Source organism: Streptococcus sp. Marseille-Q5855, assembly GCF_946901985.1.
Taxonomy (GTDB): Bacteria; Bacillota; Bacilli; order Lactobacillales; family Streptococcaceae; genus Streptococcus.
In genome coordinates, this window is record NZ_CAMPPR010000006.1 from 366739 (window position 1) to 380393 (window position 13655).

Here is a 13655-nt window from a genome sequence, read left to right on the forward strand (position 1 = left end):
CTTCCTATTTTCACTGCATTCTTTTAACGCTCTCACATCATCAATTACCAAACGTAAGCGATAACTTCCCCACCAACATTCTTTTGGCGTGCTTCTTTATCAGTAAGCAAACCTTCAGAAGTTGAAAGGATAGCAATTCCAAGTCCGTTAAGAACTTTTGGAAGATCTTCACGTTTTTTGTAGACACGAAGTCCTGGTTTAGAAACACGTTTCAAGTTAGTGATAACTTTTTCACCGTTTGGTCCGTATTTAAGGAATACACGGATGATGCCTTGTTTGTCATCTTCGATGATTTCAACGTTTTTTACAAAACCTTCGCGTTTAAGGATTTCAGCAATCCCTTTTTTGATGTTTGATGCAGGTACTTCAAGTACTTCGTGTTTCGCTTGGTTAGCGTTACGAATACGAGTTAGGAAGTCTGCGATTGGGTCAGTCATAACCATTTTATTTTTCTCCTCTTACTAGTAGTTTGCAAGTTGCACTTGCTAGTTAATGATTGAGCTGGGCTCAGAATATGTTTCTAGGTTTCAATTCCTAAGTGAGTCTAGGCATCTGCTTGCAGACATAACTTGAGTTAGGCAAAAGCAGATAACGACGAATCACGACGGGATTGAAAGTTAGAATTACCAAGATGCTTTTGTTACACCAGGAATTTGTCCTTTGTAAGCTAATTCACGGAAGCAAACACGGCAAAGTTTAAATTTGCGGTAAACTGAATGTGGACGACCACATTTTTCACAACGAGTATAAGCTTGAGTAGAGAACTTCGCTGGACGTTTGTTCTTAGCAATCATTGATTTTTTAGCCATTAGATTTACCTCCTATATTATTTTGCAAAAGGCATTCCAAGGCCTGTAAGCAATGCACGTGACTCTTCGTCAGTGTTAGCAGTTGTTACGATAACGATGTCAAGACCACGAGTTTTGTCAACGTCATCGAAGTTGATTTCTGGGAAAATCAATTGTTCTTTCACACCAAGTGTGTAGTTTCCGCGTCCGTCAAATGATTTTGTTGGAACACCGTGGAAGTCACGTACACGTGGAAGTGAAACTGAAACCAATTTATCCAAGAATTCGTACATACGTTCACCACGAAGGGTAACTTTTGCACCGATCGCAACACCTTCACGAAGACGGAAGCCGGCGATTGATTTTTTAGCTTTAGTGATAAGTGGTTTTTGACCTGAGATAAGTGCCAATTCTTCAGCAGCTTTTTCAAGGCTTTTAGCGTTTGATACAGCTTCACCAACACCCATGTTCAAAACGATCTTATCTACTTTAGGCACAGCCATCACTGATGAGTAGTTGAATTGTTCTGTCAAAGCAGGGACTACTTCATTAAGATATTTTTCTTTTAAACGATTTGCCATTATACTTCTCCTTTCCTTCGTGATTAATCAAGCACTTCGCCTGATTTTTTGTTGTAGCGAACTTTTTTACCGTCTACAAATTTGTAACCAACACGACCAGCTACACCATTTTTGTCCAAAACTTGAACGTTTGATACGTGGATAGCTGCTTCTTTCTCGATGATCCCACCTTGAGGAAGCTCGTTAGTTGGACGTTGGTGTTTCTTAACGATGTTAACACCTTCAACGATAACTTTGTTTACTTTTGGAAGGGCAGTAAGGACAACAGCTTCTGTTCCCTTATCTTTACCAGCGATTACGCGAACTTTGTCGCCTTTTTTTACAAACATTAGGTTTCTCCTTGATTTTTCTTACGCCCATAAGGGCACCCTAGCTTGAAGCTAGGGGACTAGTTTGTTTCTAAAAATTAAAGTACTTCTGGAGCAAGTGACACGATCTTCATGAAGCCACCTTCACGCAATTCACGTGCAACTGGGCCAAAGATACGTGTTCCGCGAGGAGTTTTGTCTTCACGGATGATAACTGCTGCATTTTCGTCAAATTTGATGTATGAACCATCAGCACGACGAGCACCTGATTTAGTACGAACGATAACTGCTTTAACAACGTCACCTTTTTTAACCGCACCACCAGGAGTAGCTTGTTTTACAGATGCCACGATAACATCACCGATGTTTGCAAATTTACGTCCTGAACCACCAAGAACTTTGATAGTCAAGATTTCGCGAGCACCGCTGTTGTCTGCGACTTTCAAACGAGTTTCTGTTTGAATCATTTCAGTTTTCTCCTTTCAGGTTTGATTAGATGATGACCGCTTCTTCAACAACTTCTACAAGACGGAAACGTTTTGTAGCTGAAAGCGGACGAGTTTCCATGATACGTACGATATCGCCTTCTTTGGCAACATTGTTTTCATCATGAGCTTTGTATTTTTTAGAGTAGTTAATACGTTTACCATAGACTGGGTGGTTACGTTTTGTTTCAACTACAACTGTGATTGTCTTGTCCATTTTGTCAGATACAACACGTCCAACAAGAACTTTACGATTATTGCGTTCCATTGAAATTTCTCCTTCCCTAGTCTATTATTTCGCTTCAGATTGAACTGTTTTGATACGAGCGATTTGTTTTTTAACTTCTTTCAAGCGAGCTGTTTGTTCCAATTGACCAGTAGCAGCTTGGAAACGAAGTTCAAACAATTCTTTTTTCAATTCGTTTTCGCGCTTCGCGAGTTCTTCTTGAGAAAGACCACGAAGTTCTTTAACAAATTCTTTTACTTCATTAAGTTTCATGCCTTCTCCTTATTCTGCTTCACGTTTTACGAATTTACATTTAACTGGCAATTTGTGGCTAGCAAGACGAAGCGCTTCGCGTGCAATCTCTTCAGATACACCAGCAATTTCGAACATCACTTTACCACGTTTAACTGGTGCTACCCAACCTTCAGGTGCCCCTTTACCAGATCCCATACGCACACCGATAGCTTTAGCGGTGTATGATTTGTGTGGGAAGATTTTAATCCAAACTTTACCACCACGTTTCATGTAACGAGTCATGGCGATACGAGCAGCTTCGATTTGGCGGTTAGTGATCCAGTGGCTAGTTGTAGCTTGAAGACCGTATTCACCGAATGCTACTTCTTTTCCACCTTTTGCTTCACCGCGCATTTTTCCACGGAATTCACGACGGTGTTTAACACGTTTAGGTACTAACATTGGTTATTTACCTCCTTTAGTGTTTTTGCGAGCTGGAAGAACTTCACCACGGTAGATCCATACTTTAACACCAAGTTTACCGTATGTAGTATCTGCTTCTTCCCAAGCGTAATCGATATCTGCACGAAGTGTGTGAAGTGGAACAGTTCCTTCAGAGTATCCTTCAGCACGGGCGATATCTGCACCGTTCAAACGACCTGATACTTGAGTTTTGATTCCTTTAGCTCCAGCACGCATTGCACGTTGGATTGCTTGTTTTTGTGCACGACGGAAAGCAACACGTTGCTCCAATTGACGAGCAATTCCTTCACCTACAAGGTGAGCATCCAAATCAGGTTGTTTGATTTCGATGATGTTGATGTGTACTTGTTTTCCAGTCAATTTGTTAAGTTTTGCACGGAGTGCATCAACGTTAGCACCACCTTTACCGATAACCATACCTGGTTTAGCAGTGTGAAGTGAAACGTTAACTTTGTTTACTGCGCGTTCGATTTCGATAGTTGAAACTGCTGCGTCAGCAAGTTCTTTTTGAACGAATTTACGGATTGCAAGATCTTCATGAAGGTAATCCGCGTATTCTTTTTCAGCATACCATTTGGCATCCCAATCACGGATGATGCCGACACGCATACCAATTGGATGTACTTTTTGACCCACGATTTTACCTCCTTATTTTTCTGCAACAGCTACAGTGATGTGAGCTGTACGTTTGTTGATTGGTGAAGCTGAACCTTTCGCACGTGGACGGAAACGTTTCATAGTTGGTCCTTCATTTGCGAATGCTTCAGATACTACCAAGTTAGCTTTATCCAAACCAAAGTTGTTTTCAGCGTTAGCTACAGCTGAGTTCAAAACTTTCAAGATGATTTCAGCAGCTTTGTTTGGAGTGAATGTCAAGATTGCGATTGCATCGGCTACGCTTTTACCACGGATGTTATCAAGAACAAGACGTGATTTACGAGGTGAAACACGTACTGTACGAGCCATTGCTTTAGCTGAAGTAATTTCTGCCATTTATGTTCTCCTTATTTTCTACGTGTTTTCTTGTCGTCTGCAGCGTGACCTTTGTAAGTACGAGTTGGTGCAAATTCACCAAGTTTGTGACCTACCATGTCTTCTTGGATGTAAACAGGTACGTGTTTACGTCCGTCATAAACTGCGATAGTGTAACCAATGAAACTTGGGAAAATCGTTGAACGACGTGACCAAGTTTTAATAACTTTTTTCTTTTCGTCGTTAGCTTGAGCTTCAACTTTTTTCATCAAATGCTCATCGACGAAAGGTCCTTTTTTAAGACTGCGTCCCATTTTTATATTTTCTCCTTTAAATGTTGTACCACAGCGGCTTGCGCTCACATGGAGCACTACCGAGCTGGCGGATTTACTAGTTACTTAAGCGACTAGTTTAATATTATTTCTCGTTGCGACGACGAACGATAAGTTTGTCAGATTTCGCTTTCTTGTTACGAGTTTTAAGACCAAGAGCAGGTTTGCCCCATGGAGTAGATGGCGCTTTACGACCAACTGGTGCTTTACCTTCACCACCACCGTGTGGGTGATCGTTAGGGTTCATTACAGAACCACGAACTGTTGGGCGGATACCTTTCCAACGGCTACGTCCTGCTTTACCAAGGTTTACAAGTCCATGTTGTTCGTTTCCGACAACACCAACTGTAGCACGGCAAGTTCCAAGAATCATACGAACTTCACCTGATTGAAGACGAACAAGAACGTATTTGCCTTCAGAACCCAATACTTGAGCAGATGCACCAGCAGCACGTACTAATTCACCACCACGACCTGGTTTCAACTCGATGTTGTGGATCAAAGTACCAACTGGGATGTTAGCAAGTGGAAGAGCGTTTCCGACTTTGATATCTGCTTCTGGACCTGAAACGATACGTTGACCAACTTCAAGACCTTTTGGAGCGATGATGTACGCTTTCACACCGTCAGTGTAGTGTACAAGAGCGATATTTGCAGAACGGTTTGGATCGTACTCGATTGTTTTAACAACTGCTTCAACGTTGTCTTTGTTACGTTTGAAGTCAACCAAACGGTAGAAACGTTTGTGTCCACCACCTTGGTGACGAACTGTGATACGACCGTTGTTGTTACGACCAGCCTTGCTCTTCAATGCAACAAGCAATGATTTTTCAGGAGTGCTTGTTGTGATTTCAGCGAAATCCAAAGAAGTCATATTACGGCGACCGTTTGTTGTTGGTTTATAAACACGAATTCCCACGATATTTCCTCCTTAGATTATTCAGCTTCAGCAGCAAACAACTCGATTGCTTTAGAATCAGCTGTAAGTGTGATGATAGCTTTTTTAGTTTTGTTAGTAAAACCAGTGTAACGTCCAACACGTTTAGCTTTTGGTTTTACGTTGATTGTGTTAACGTTGGCAACTTTAACACCTTCGAAAGCAGCTTCAACAGCTTGCTTAATCAAAAGTTTGTGTGCACGAGTGTCAACTTCAAATACATATTTGCCTGCTTCAAGTTGAGCCATTGAGCTTTCAGTGATGACAGGTTTTTTGATAACATCATACAAATTCATTATGCAAGAACCTCCTCGATTTTAGAGATAGCTGCTTGTGTGACAAGAAGTTTGTCGCTATTTGCGATGTCAAGAACACTTGCAGTTGTAGCAGTTGCAACTTTCACGTTTGGAAGGTTACGAGCTGAAAGAGCTGCGAATTCATTTCCTTCTTCAAGGATAACAAGAACTTTAGAATCGATGCTCAATGCTGCAAGAACTTTTGCAAATTCAGCAGTTTTTGGAGCTGTAAATTCAAGAGAATCAACGGCTACAAATTTGTTTTCAGCAACTTTTTCAGAGTAAACTGATTTAAGAGCCAGGCGACGAACTTTTTGTGGAAGTTTGTAGCCGTATGAACGTGGAGTTGGTCCGAAGACGATTCCACCACCACGCCATTGTGGAGAGCGGATAGAACCTTGACGAGCACGTCCAGTTCCTTTTTGACGCCATGGTTTGCGTCCACCACCTGAAACAGCTGAGCGGTTTTTAACTGCGTGAGTTCCTTGACGAAGGCTAGCACGTTGGCTGATGATCACATCAAACACAACAGATTGGTTTGGTTCGATACCAAAGATTGCATCGTTAAGAACAACTTCGCCCGCTTGTTTACCAGTTTGGTCGAATAATGTTACATTTGCCATTTTGACTGTATTCCCCTTTCCTTATTATTTACCAGCTTTAACTGCTGATTTGATAGTGATAAGAGATTTCTTAGCACCTGGTACGTTACCTTTGATAAGGATAACGTTCTTTTCTGGAACAACTTGTACAACTTCAAGGTTTTGAATTGTTACGCGGTCGCCACCCATACGTCCTGCAAGGTTTTTACCTTTGAATACGCGGTTAGGTGCAACAGGTCCCATAGAACCTGGACGACGGTGGTAACGAGAACCGTGAGCCATTGGTCCACGTGATTGTCCGTGGCGTTTGATAACACCTTGGAAACCTTTACCTTTAGAAGTACCAGTTACGTCAACAACGTCTCCAGCTGCGAATGTTTCAACTGTGATTTCAGCACCAACTTCCAAGCCTTCAACGTTTTTGAATTCACGAATGAAGCGCTTAGGAGCCGTGTTAGCTTTTGCTACATGTCCTTTAGCAGGTTTGTTGCTCAATACTTCGCGTTTGTCATCGAAACCAACTTGGATAGCGTTGTATCCGTCTGTTTCAACAGTTTTAACTTGAAGAACAACGTTTGGAGTTGCTTCAATAACTGTTACAGGGATCAATTCGCCAGCTTCAGTGAAGATTTGAGTCATTCCCACTTTTTTCCCTAAGATTCCTTTTGTCATGAGAAAATAGTTCCTTTTCTATATTTTTTATTCAAAAAGTTTTTAACGAGCGTTTTTTATGCTCAAGTCTAAGATACAAAGGGCGTCAAACTCAAAGTGAAGATAGGAAACTGACGCAGTGTCTGGCAGACACGAGGAAGTTTATCTTTTTCACACCGAGTTTAGCCCGTGTTCAATTAGATTGAAACACCAGCCTCTGCTCTTTTATATTTTAGATTAAAGTTTGATTTCTACGTTTACACCACTTGGAAGATCCAATTTCATCAAGGCATCAACTGTTTTTTGAGTTGGGTTAACGATATCGATCAAACGTTTGTGTGTACGCATTTCAAATTGTTCGCGAGAGTCTTTGTATTTGTGAGTCGCACGAATGATTGTGTAGAGGCTACGTTCAGTTGGAAGTGGGATTGGACCCGCAACTTGTGCGCCTGTACGAGTAGCTGATTCTACGATTTTTGCAGCCGCTGTGTCAAGCGTACGGTGTTCGTAAGCTTTCAAACGGATACGGATTTTTTTGTTTGCCATCTTTTTCTCCTTTTCGTCTATTTAAGATAATAGGCTAGCTCCACAAGAAAACCGACGCGGTGTTGCGTGGCAATGCAACCGAGCGTGTCGCAACCTCTTGCATCAAAGCTAAGGCTGTAATTTACAGCACCATAATAGAATAACACAAAGCCCCTGCGATTGCAAGGGATTTGTTGCTGTTTTTTCGTTTTTTTACGATGAAACTGTTTTTTTATTTTTTCTTTCTAAAATTAGGGATTTTCTTCTATATAATAAATTGAGTTCTCTTGACCTCAAATTTACCTTCTGATTGGTCCACTAAGATATTCGCCTTAGACTCCGTTTCTTTATAATATCGCAGATACTGCTCCCGTCTCATCTGATGACTAGCCAATATAAAGGATGCATCACGATTTCTCACAGTCGTATCTCGAGCTAGACGCCGCTTTAATTCGGTCTCCTCATCCGTGTAGAAACAGATGGTTTTGTCAAAGAGTTCCTTGGGTAAAAAGCCTACAGACATCCCTTCGACAATCAAAATCGGTTTTGCTCCAGGCAAGATCTCACTAGCTTTCCAAGGTTCTTCAATTGTTAAGATATCCATACCTGCCTGCAAGGCAAGGATATCTCTCCGCAAACTCGCCAATTCATGCGCCACTGGCAGACAAGCTGTCACCTTTTGATCTGGTGCTTGCTTTGGTACTACCAGATGACGTTCTGAAGTGATATAAGGATCTGTTTCTAGCAAATTCACTGTAGTAGAATCTAAAGATTGGTACAATTCCTGGGCAAAGGTTGATTTACCCGAAGCCCCATGACCGTATATCCCCAGTGTCCTAACTTTTCCAGCTTCTATCTCTGAAACCAGTTGTTTTATCAGGTCTTTTTTCTTCATTCTCTCTTCACCTGTTCATAGCTTTCTTTTCCGTCATTAAGTTTGTCCCAAATCACTACTTGCCCACTTTTGAGGGATTTTTGAACATCGATAATTCGTTGATTGAAAGAACCTCGAAATTGGAGCATGAGATTCCTCTTAGTTCGATCATATCGTCCATCGACAAGAATGTCAATCAGTGACAAGAGTTCCAGTTTATCTTGTGTCTCCAACATCATTTCTTCCCATGTATAGCCCGTCCAGGACCAGATATCCTTATCTGGCAATTCCTTCCGGATACGTTTAACAAGTGGCAAGAGAATCCCCGTATTGAGAAAAGGCTCTCCTCCCAACAAAGTCAAGCCTTGAACATAGGGCTGAGCAAGATCTGCCATGATCTGCTCTTCTAATTCTGCTGTATAGGGAATGCCAGCATTGAAAGACCAAGTCGCAACATTATAACATCCCTCGCAGTGAAACATACAGCCTGATACATAGAGAGAGTTGCGCACTCCTTCTCCATCTACAAAGTTAAAGGCCTTGTAGTCAATGATACGCCCTTGACTTAGCTCCTCACTTTTCCATTCTTGTGGTTTTGGATTATTCATTCGCTACCTCTATCCAATAACGCTCGACTCCATTACGAACATCTTCAAGAATTCCTCCATTTGCTAAAATGACTGCTCTGCTAGCAGGATTATTCACGCTACAGGTCACAAGAGTTCTCTTGATGTTCTTTTCCTTAGCAACTTGCAAGCCCTGACGGAGAGTCTCTTTAGCATAACCTTTACCTCTTTCTGATGGACGAATGGAGTAGCCAATGTGGCCAGCATAATTCAATAACTCCTCATTCAGTCTCAATCGCAGATTCAAAAATCCTAGAGCACGACCTACATCATCAAATGATACAAATTGAATAGAAGGAACACGATTTTCAGGCAAGTTTATTCCCATTTCTTTTTGCATATTTGTTTCCAACCACTCTTCATACACAAAGTTCTCTGTATCCCAAAATCCTCCATCATGGGCTGATTGGCTCTTTTCAAACTCTGCCATCATGTCTAAAACAGCTACCTTATCTGCTAATCTTGGTCTGCGTAGTTCCATCCTTACCTCCCACTATGAGAAAAGCGAGAGCTGACTCTCACTTTTATTTTTTCTTGTTCTTGTTTAAAAATTGTTCTCTGAGGCTGAGCAAACGTTCTTTCTTACCAGCTCCACCTTTAGAGTGTTTCTCGTGATAACGGGTCACTTGTGCGCGCCCCTTATCGTCTAATTGATATTTTCCCATCTCATTTCTTTCTAATTTGTTACTTGATGACCAGCTATTTTAATCGTTGAGCCATTCATGTGTTTGACACGCGCAGCGATTTCCTTGTGACGTCCATTAACCATCGGACGCGCTTGAGGATTGCCTAGGTAGCCACAAGTTCGTTTGACCACATCTACGGTTTTAGGGTCGCTATTGCCACAGTTTGGACAAGCAAATCCTCTCTCAGTTGGTTCAAAATCCCCTTCAAAGTCACACTTGTAGCAACGGTCAATTGGAGTATTAGTCCCCAGATAACCCACACGGTCATAGGCATAATCCCAGACAGCTTCCAAGGCCTTTGGATTTTGTTGAAGGACTGGATACTCACAATAATGGATGAAACCACCTGATGCACCTGCTTCTGGATAGACTTTTTCAAAATCCAATTTTTCAAACGGTGTTGGATTTTTACGAACATCGTAGTGGAAAGAATTGGTGTAGTATTCCTTGTCTGTAATATCAGGAATAGAGCCAAACTTGTCTGTATCTAGTCGGCAGAAACGATCTGTCAAACTTTCAGATGGTGTTGAGTAGATAGAGAAATGATAGCCATATTGGTCAGACCACTCTTCTACACGGCGTTTCATATCGCGAATGATATCCAGCGTGAATTCCTTGGCGTCTGGATTGTGTTCCCAGCTATTTCCAAAGAAAACTGTCGCTACCTCGTACAAACCGATGTAGCCCAGCGAAACGGTTGCCCGACGATTCTTAAAGAGCTGGTCAACACTTTCTTCTTTACCTAGACGATGGCCAAAAGCACCGTATTGATAGAGGATAGGAGCATTGGCTGGTGTCGCTTCCTTGGTTCGTTCGACACGGTAAACCAGAGCATCTTCTGCGATATTCATCCGCTCGTTGAAGATTTCCCAGAACTTGGTCATATCACCTTCAGACTCGAGAGCAATACGAGGCAGGTTAACCGTCACAACACCCAGATTCATGCGACCTGAATTAACTTCTATACCATTCTCATCCTTCCATCCTTGAAGGAAAGAACGGCAGCCCATAGGAACCTTGAAGGATCCTGTCAAGTCAACAATCTTATCGTAAGATAAAACGTCTGGATACATCCGTTTGGTTGCACACTCAAGAGCCAACTGCTTAATGTCGTAGTTGGGAGTCCCTTCTTCCAAGTTAAGTCCTCTTTTAAGCGTGAAGATAAGTTTAGGGAAGATGGCTGTGCGGTGTTCCGAACCAAGCCCCTTGATGCGAATGTTTAAAATAGCTTTTTGAATTTCCCGTTCGAAACGGCTAGTTCCTAAACCAAAACCGAGCGAAGTAAAAGGTGTTTGTCCATTTGAAGTGAAGAGGGTGTTGATTTCATACTCAAGAGATTGCATGGCATCGTAGATGTCCTTTTGCGTTTTCTTCCAAGCGTAATCTTCCCGTTTTTCAGGCAAGACCCACTCTTCTGCATCTTTGAGATGTTTTTGATAGTTCTTCTCTACATAAGGCGCCAAGACTTCATCGATACGGTCAGCTGAACAACCACCGTACTGGCTAGAAGCCACGTTGGCGATGATTTGGGAAATCTGAGCTGTTGCAGTCTGGATAGACTTGGGACTTTCTACCTCTGCATTTCCAATCTTAAAACCATTTTCCAACATCCCCTTGAAATCAATCAAACAGCAGTTGGTCATCGGTGTATAGGGACTGTAGTCCAAATCGTGATAGTGGATATCTCCCTTTTGGTGGGCATTGGCTACGTGCTTGGGAAGCATTTGCAGTCCAATCGACTTCCCAACAATGCCTGCTGTCAAATCACGCTGGGTATTAAAGACATCGCTGTCTTTATTTGCATTTTCATTGACAACTGCCTGGTCTTTGTTGAGAAGTTTATGGATACTAAAGTTGATATCCGTCGCTTTTGAACGCTCAAAATCCCTCTGTGTCCGATAAGTAATATACTCCTCAGCCAGCGCATATTCTTTGGCTTCAAGCAGTTCATGTTCTACGATATTTTGAATTTCGTAAATCTTAACCCCCTGTGGAAAGCGACTATGAATTTCTGTGACAATTCGCTCAGTCAGAGCATTGAGGCGTTTTTCAACCAAGGGTGTCACATCCATAACCTTGTCTGCCGCCTTGTGGAGAGCCTTGTCAATCTTATCCACATCAAATACAACACGTCTCCCATCTCGTTTCTCGACGAAGAGAGTTGGCAAAATTGTAATTTTTTCTTCTAGTGCAATCATATGCATGCTCTTTTCTAAAATGTTCTTTCTAAAAAGTATTATACCACTCTAAAAAGAAAAATCAATATCTTGTGTTAAAAATCATAAAATTTTTAAAAATACACAAGATATTGATTTAGCTATTTAATTTTATAGACTTTAAACTCTGAGTAATCCGTCTTTACTTGTTGGTAATTTTCTTTCAAGATTGTTTCCACTTCAGACCAGACTGCTACCTTATCATTCACCACAATCACCTTGGGTTGTTTTTCTTTCAAGTCATTGAGTAGCTTATTCCGATTTTCCTCAGTTGCTGTATAGTGCAACGGGGACAAAATAGCCGATGGCGACAAGCGATCACTCTTACGATAAAGAGTTGCAGTACCATCCCATGCATAGATAGCATCTTCCGTATTCGTCTCCTCTTTTACCAAATCAGCAAGACGATTACGTTCTTGATAAGGTACCGGATAAAGGACAAACTTCATCAAAAAAGGAACAGACAAAAGATAGACAAGCCCTAAAACTGGCAGATATAGATTTCCTTTGAAGAAACGACTCCATAGACTAACTGGCGTTTCTCTTCGTCTTCGTCTAACACTACGCCCCCTCTGTTGACTCTTAATATTGGTTACCAATAAAAGTAGGAAAACAGGGAAGACGACCATCAAATAAGAAGCGTGCAGAGGCTCTTGTGAAAAGAAAAGCAAAATCAAACCTAAAATTGTCACAAGACTTGCAGGAACCGAAATGACGTATAGTTTAGAGGGTTTGGATTGAAAGAGACCTAAAAAGATACAAACCACAAATCCCAAACCAAGGGACAACAAGCCATAAAAAGCCATATTCTCTAAAATTTTAGAAGTGAAATCAAAGCGAATACTGTCAATAGGATAACGAATACCACTAATGGCATCCCCAAAACTTCCTGTTGCAACACTATAGTAGGCAGTTGGATAAAAGACAAGTGAAAAACCTAAAGCCACTGCAAGAAACTGATAAAACCCATGCGCAAAGCGTCTATGCCCAAGGTTAAAGACCAACAAGCCTAAACTCACTACAGCAATAAACAGGAACGATGACAAGGGAGCAAAGAAAAATCCGCCTGCCAAAGCCAGCCCAATCCGTACAAATCCCTTGTCATGGCTTGGATTGCTTAGGTAAGCCGCAACTAAACTAAAGGCCGCGAATAAGAAAGGAAGCGCTAAAAGAGTCGCATAACCTCCACCAAAAGCAAGACCTGTAACTAGCATGTAAAAAATAGTCACCACTTGTCCAGCCTGGTCTCCTTGCTCTGTCAAGGTGTCTGCCGATTGAAAGAGGAAAAATCCTCCTGCTACCAAGGCTAACCACTCAAAAATGGCAAAGAAAAATCCGCCCTGGGTCACATAAGTCAGCAAATAATAAAGCAAACCTTGACTTCCATAATAGTCGCTGTAAATTTTCCCTGTCTGATGAAGCGCCCAACCTGTATAAAAATCCTGCACTTCTTGTGCACTCATTAAATCGAGTAATAGCGGTACTCCTAGAGTTATCCCCGTTACAAGCGTACTCCATAGTAAAATTTTTACCAAAGGAAGACGACTTGATTCACGATGATGCGATTCTTGTTCGATTTGGTATTCTAGAGGTTCACGATTCTCCTGATGAACTTCTTCTACTCTACCATACACACTCATATCGTTTCTCCTATTCAATTTATCTGTCTTAGTATATCAAAAAGTCCTAGGATTGTCAGCTTGCGATGGCTGTTTGAGTGATTTTTTGCATAGTTTCACAAAGGTTTCAATTTCCCGAAAGCGGTGTAAATGTGTCTGTTTAAATGACACGATATAATCCAATTCTTTCTGAGTCAGCATCGTCCCTCCTACA

The 13655-nt window shown here is 41.6% G+C and carries 22 protein-coding genes; all 22 read right to left on the bottom strand.

The features are described 5' to 3' along the window. Window positions 1-44: 44 nt before the first annotated feature. The 22 genes from rpsH to OC529_RS08340 all read right to left on the bottom strand — a co-directional run bounded on the left by rpsH (window position 45) and on the right by OC529_RS08340 (window position 13462). Window positions 45-443 (bottom strand): 30S ribosomal protein S8, encoded by a 399-nt coding sequence (gene rpsH, locus OC529_RS08235; RefSeq protein WP_000245504.1) that lies wholly within the window; start codon window positions 441-443, stop codon window positions 45-47. Window positions 444-623: 180 nt separating this feature from the next. Continuing rightward, window positions 624-809, bottom strand: coding sequence for a type Z 30S ribosomal protein S14 (locus OC529_RS08240; protein ID WP_001085697.1), 186 nt, complete (start codon window positions 807-809; stop codon window positions 624-626). A 17-nt stretch (window positions 810-826) separates the two neighbouring features. Then, window positions 827-1369 carry a 50S ribosomal protein L5 gene (gene rplE / locus OC529_RS08245; RefSeq protein WP_000013542.1) on the bottom strand — a complete coding sequence of 181 codons (543 nt, stop codon included), beginning with the start codon at window positions 1367-1369 and terminating at the stop codon, window positions 827-829. 23 nt (window positions 1370-1392) lie between these two features. Further along, the gene (gene rplX, locus OC529_RS08250; protein ID WP_000497691.1) at window positions 1393-1698 is read right to left on the bottom strand and encodes a 50S ribosomal protein L24; all 306 of its coding nucleotides are present in this window, start codon (window positions 1696-1698) and stop codon (window positions 1393-1395) included. A 77-nt stretch (window positions 1699-1775) separates the two neighbouring features. Further along, window positions 1776-2144, bottom strand: a complete 369-nt coding sequence (gene rplN, locus OC529_RS08255) for a 50S ribosomal protein L14 (protein WP_000616545.1) — start codon at window positions 2142-2144, stop codon at window positions 1776-1778. Window positions 2145-2169: 25 nt separating this feature from the next. Then, a complete protein-coding gene (rpsQ, locus tag OC529_RS08260; RefSeq protein ID WP_000440801.1) occupies window positions 2170-2430 on the bottom strand; it encodes a 30S ribosomal protein S17 in 261 nt (86 codons plus the stop codon). Window positions 2431-2454: 24 nt separating this feature from the next. Then, the gene (rpmC, locus tag OC529_RS08265; protein WP_000772918.1) at window positions 2455-2661 is read right to left on the bottom strand and encodes a 50S ribosomal protein L29; all 207 of its coding nucleotides are present in this window, start codon (window positions 2659-2661) and stop codon (window positions 2455-2457) included. Between the two features lie 9 nt (window positions 2662-2670). Beyond that, window positions 2671-3084, bottom strand: a complete 414-nt coding sequence (gene rplP / locus OC529_RS08270; protein ID WP_000960946.1) for a 50S ribosomal protein L16 — start codon at window positions 3082-3084, stop codon at window positions 2671-2673. A 3-nt stretch (window positions 3085-3087) separates the two neighbouring features. After that, complete coding sequence (gene rpsC / locus OC529_RS08275; protein ID WP_000529936.1) at window positions 3088-3741, bottom strand: 30S ribosomal protein S3; 654 nt, start codon at window positions 3739-3741, stop codon at window positions 3088-3090. Window positions 3742-3753: 12 nt separating this feature from the next. Next, window positions 3754-4098, bottom strand: coding sequence for a 50S ribosomal protein L22 (gene rplV, locus OC529_RS08280; RefSeq protein WP_000818137.1), 345 nt, complete (start codon window positions 4096-4098; stop codon window positions 3754-3756). Window positions 4099-4109: 11 nt separating this feature from the next. Continuing rightward, a complete protein-coding gene (rpsS, locus tag OC529_RS08285; protein ID WP_000533766.1) occupies window positions 4110-4391 on the bottom strand; it encodes a 30S ribosomal protein S19 in 282 nt (93 codons plus the stop codon). 103 nt (window positions 4392-4494) lie between these two features. Further along, entirely contained in the window at window positions 4495-5328 is an 834-nt protein-coding gene (gene rplB / locus OC529_RS08290) for a 50S ribosomal protein L2 (RefSeq protein ID WP_000512911.1), read from the bottom strand. A gap of 17 nt (window positions 5329-5345) precedes the next feature. Further along, a complete protein-coding gene (locus OC529_RS08295) occupies window positions 5346-5642 on the bottom strand; it encodes a 50S ribosomal protein L23 (RefSeq protein WP_001055347.1) in 297 nt (98 codons plus the stop codon). Then, window positions 5642-6265 carry a 50S ribosomal protein L4 gene (rplD, locus tag OC529_RS08300; protein ID WP_262081921.1) on the bottom strand — a complete coding sequence of 208 codons (624 nt, stop codon included), beginning with the start codon at window positions 6263-6265 and terminating at the stop codon, window positions 5642-5644. Before rplD ends, OC529_RS08295 begins: the two co-directional genes overlap by 1 nt. Window positions 6266-6289: 24 nt before the next feature. Beyond that, window positions 6290-6916, bottom strand: a complete 627-nt coding sequence (gene rplC, locus OC529_RS08305; protein ID WP_000160197.1) for a 50S ribosomal protein L3 — start codon at window positions 6914-6916, stop codon at window positions 6290-6292. Window positions 6917-7132: 216 nt separating this feature from the next. Continuing rightward, window positions 7133-7441, bottom strand: coding sequence for a 30S ribosomal protein S10 (gene rpsJ / locus OC529_RS08310; RefSeq protein ID WP_001284513.1), 309 nt, complete (start codon window positions 7439-7441; stop codon window positions 7133-7135). A gap of 244 nt (window positions 7442-7685) precedes the next feature. Continuing rightward, a complete protein-coding gene (locus OC529_RS08315; protein WP_262081922.1) occupies window positions 7686-8315 on the bottom strand; it encodes a uridine kinase in 630 nt (209 codons plus the stop codon). After that, a complete protein-coding gene (gene nrdG / locus OC529_RS08320; protein ID WP_173234701.1) occupies window positions 8312-8902 on the bottom strand; it encodes an anaerobic ribonucleoside-triphosphate reductase activating protein in 591 nt (196 codons plus the stop codon). The genes OC529_RS08315 and nrdG overlap by 4 nt, the downstream gene beginning before the upstream one ends. Then, entirely contained in the window at window positions 8895-9401 is a 507-nt protein-coding gene (locus tag OC529_RS08325) for a GNAT family N-acetyltransferase (RefSeq protein ID WP_262081923.1), read from the bottom strand. Before OC529_RS08325 ends, nrdG begins: the two co-directional genes overlap by 8 nt. Window positions 9402-9444: 43 nt before the next feature. Beyond that, window positions 9445-9585: a hypothetical protein gene (locus tag OC529_RS08330; RefSeq protein ID WP_000521621.1), complete on the bottom strand. Its 141-nt coding sequence runs from the start codon at window positions 9583-9585 to the stop codon at window positions 9445-9447. An 11-nt stretch (window positions 9586-9596) separates the two neighbouring features. Next, window positions 9597-11804, bottom strand: a complete 2208-nt coding sequence (gene nrdD / locus OC529_RS08335) for an anaerobic ribonucleoside-triphosphate reductase (RefSeq protein WP_262081924.1) — start codon at window positions 11802-11804, stop codon at window positions 9597-9599. 119 nt (window positions 11805-11923) lie between these two features. Beyond that, a complete protein-coding gene (locus tag OC529_RS08340) occupies window positions 11924-13462 on the bottom strand; it encodes a damage-inducible protein CinA (protein ID WP_173213294.1) in 1539 nt (512 codons plus the stop codon). Between the last annotated feature and the right edge of the window lie 193 nt (window positions 13463-13655).

What these genes read in the sequence shown, in the direction of transcription:
- rpsH (WP_000245504.1), bottom strand. Translation starts at nt 443, where the DNA reads ATGGTTATGACTGACCCAATCGCAGACTTCCTAACTCGTATTCGTAAC.
- OC529_RS08240 (WP_001085697.1), bottom strand. Translation starts at nt 809, where the DNA reads ATGGCTAAAAAATCAATGATTGCTAAGAACAAACGTCCAGCGAAGTTC.
- rplE (WP_000013542.1), bottom strand. Translation starts at nt 1,369, where the DNA reads ATGGCAAATCGTTTAAAAGAAAAATATCTTAATGAAGTAGTCCCTGCT.
- rplX (WP_000497691.1), bottom strand. Translation starts at nt 1,698, where the DNA reads ATGTTTGTAAAAAAAGGCGACAAAGTTCGCGTAATCGCTGGTAAAGAT.
- rplN (WP_000616545.1), bottom strand. Translation starts at nt 2,144, where the DNA reads ATGATTCAAACAGAAACTCGTTTGAAAGTCGCAGACAACAGCGGTGCT.
- rpsQ (WP_000440801.1), bottom strand. Translation starts at nt 2,430, where the DNA reads ATGGAACGCAATAATCGTAAAGTTCTTGTTGGACGTGTTGTATCTGAC.
- rpmC (WP_000772918.1), bottom strand. Translation starts at nt 2,661, where the DNA reads ATGAAACTTAATGAAGTAAAAGAATTTGTTAAAGAACTTCGTGGTCTT.
- rplP (WP_000960946.1), bottom strand. Translation starts at nt 3,084, where the DNA reads ATGTTAGTACCTAAACGTGTTAAACACCGTCGTGAATTCCGTGGAAAA.
- rplV (WP_000818137.1), bottom strand. Translation starts at nt 4,098, where the DNA reads ATGGCAGAAATTACTTCAGCTAAAGCAATGGCTCGTACAGTACGTGTT.
- rpsS (WP_000533766.1), bottom strand. Translation starts at nt 4,391, where the DNA reads ATGGGACGCAGTCTTAAAAAAGGACCTTTCGTCGATGAGCATTTGATG.
- OC529_RS08295 (WP_001055347.1), bottom strand. Translation starts at nt 5,642, where the DNA reads ATGAATTTGTATGATGTTATCAAAAAACCTGTCATCACTGAAAGCTCA.
- rplD (WP_262081921.1), bottom strand. Translation starts at nt 6,265, where the DNA reads ATGGCAAATGTAACATTATTCGACCAAACTGGTAAACAAGCGGGCGAA.
- rplC (WP_000160197.1), bottom strand. Translation starts at nt 6,916, where the DNA reads ATGACAAAAGGAATCTTAGGGAAAAAAGTGGGAATGACTCAAATCTTC.
- rpsJ (WP_001284513.1), bottom strand. Translation starts at nt 7,441, where the DNA reads ATGGCAAACAAAAAAATCCGTATCCGTTTGAAAGCTTACGAACACCGT.
- OC529_RS08315 (WP_262081922.1), bottom strand. Translation starts at nt 8,315, where the DNA reads ATGAAGAAAAAAGACCTGATAAAACAACTGGTTTCAGAGATAGAAGCT.
- nrdG (WP_173234701.1), bottom strand. Translation starts at nt 8,902, where the DNA reads ATGAATAATCCAAAACCACAAGAATGGAAAAGTGAGGAGCTAAGTCAA.
- OC529_RS08325 (WP_262081923.1), bottom strand. Translation starts at nt 9,401, where the DNA reads ATGGAACTACGCAGACCAAGATTAGCAGATAAGGTAGCTGTTTTAGAC.
- OC529_RS08330 (WP_000521621.1), bottom strand. Translation starts at nt 9,585, where the DNA reads ATGGGAAAATATCAATTAGACGATAAGGGGCGCGCACAAGTGACCCGT.
- nrdD (WP_262081924.1), bottom strand. Translation starts at nt 11,804, where the DNA reads ATGATTGCACTAGAAGAAAAAATTACAATTTTGCCAACTCTCTTCGTC.
- OC529_RS08340 (WP_173213294.1), bottom strand. Translation starts at nt 13,462, where the DNA reads ATGAGTGTGTATGGTAGAGTAGAAGAAGTTCATCAGGAGAATCGTGAA.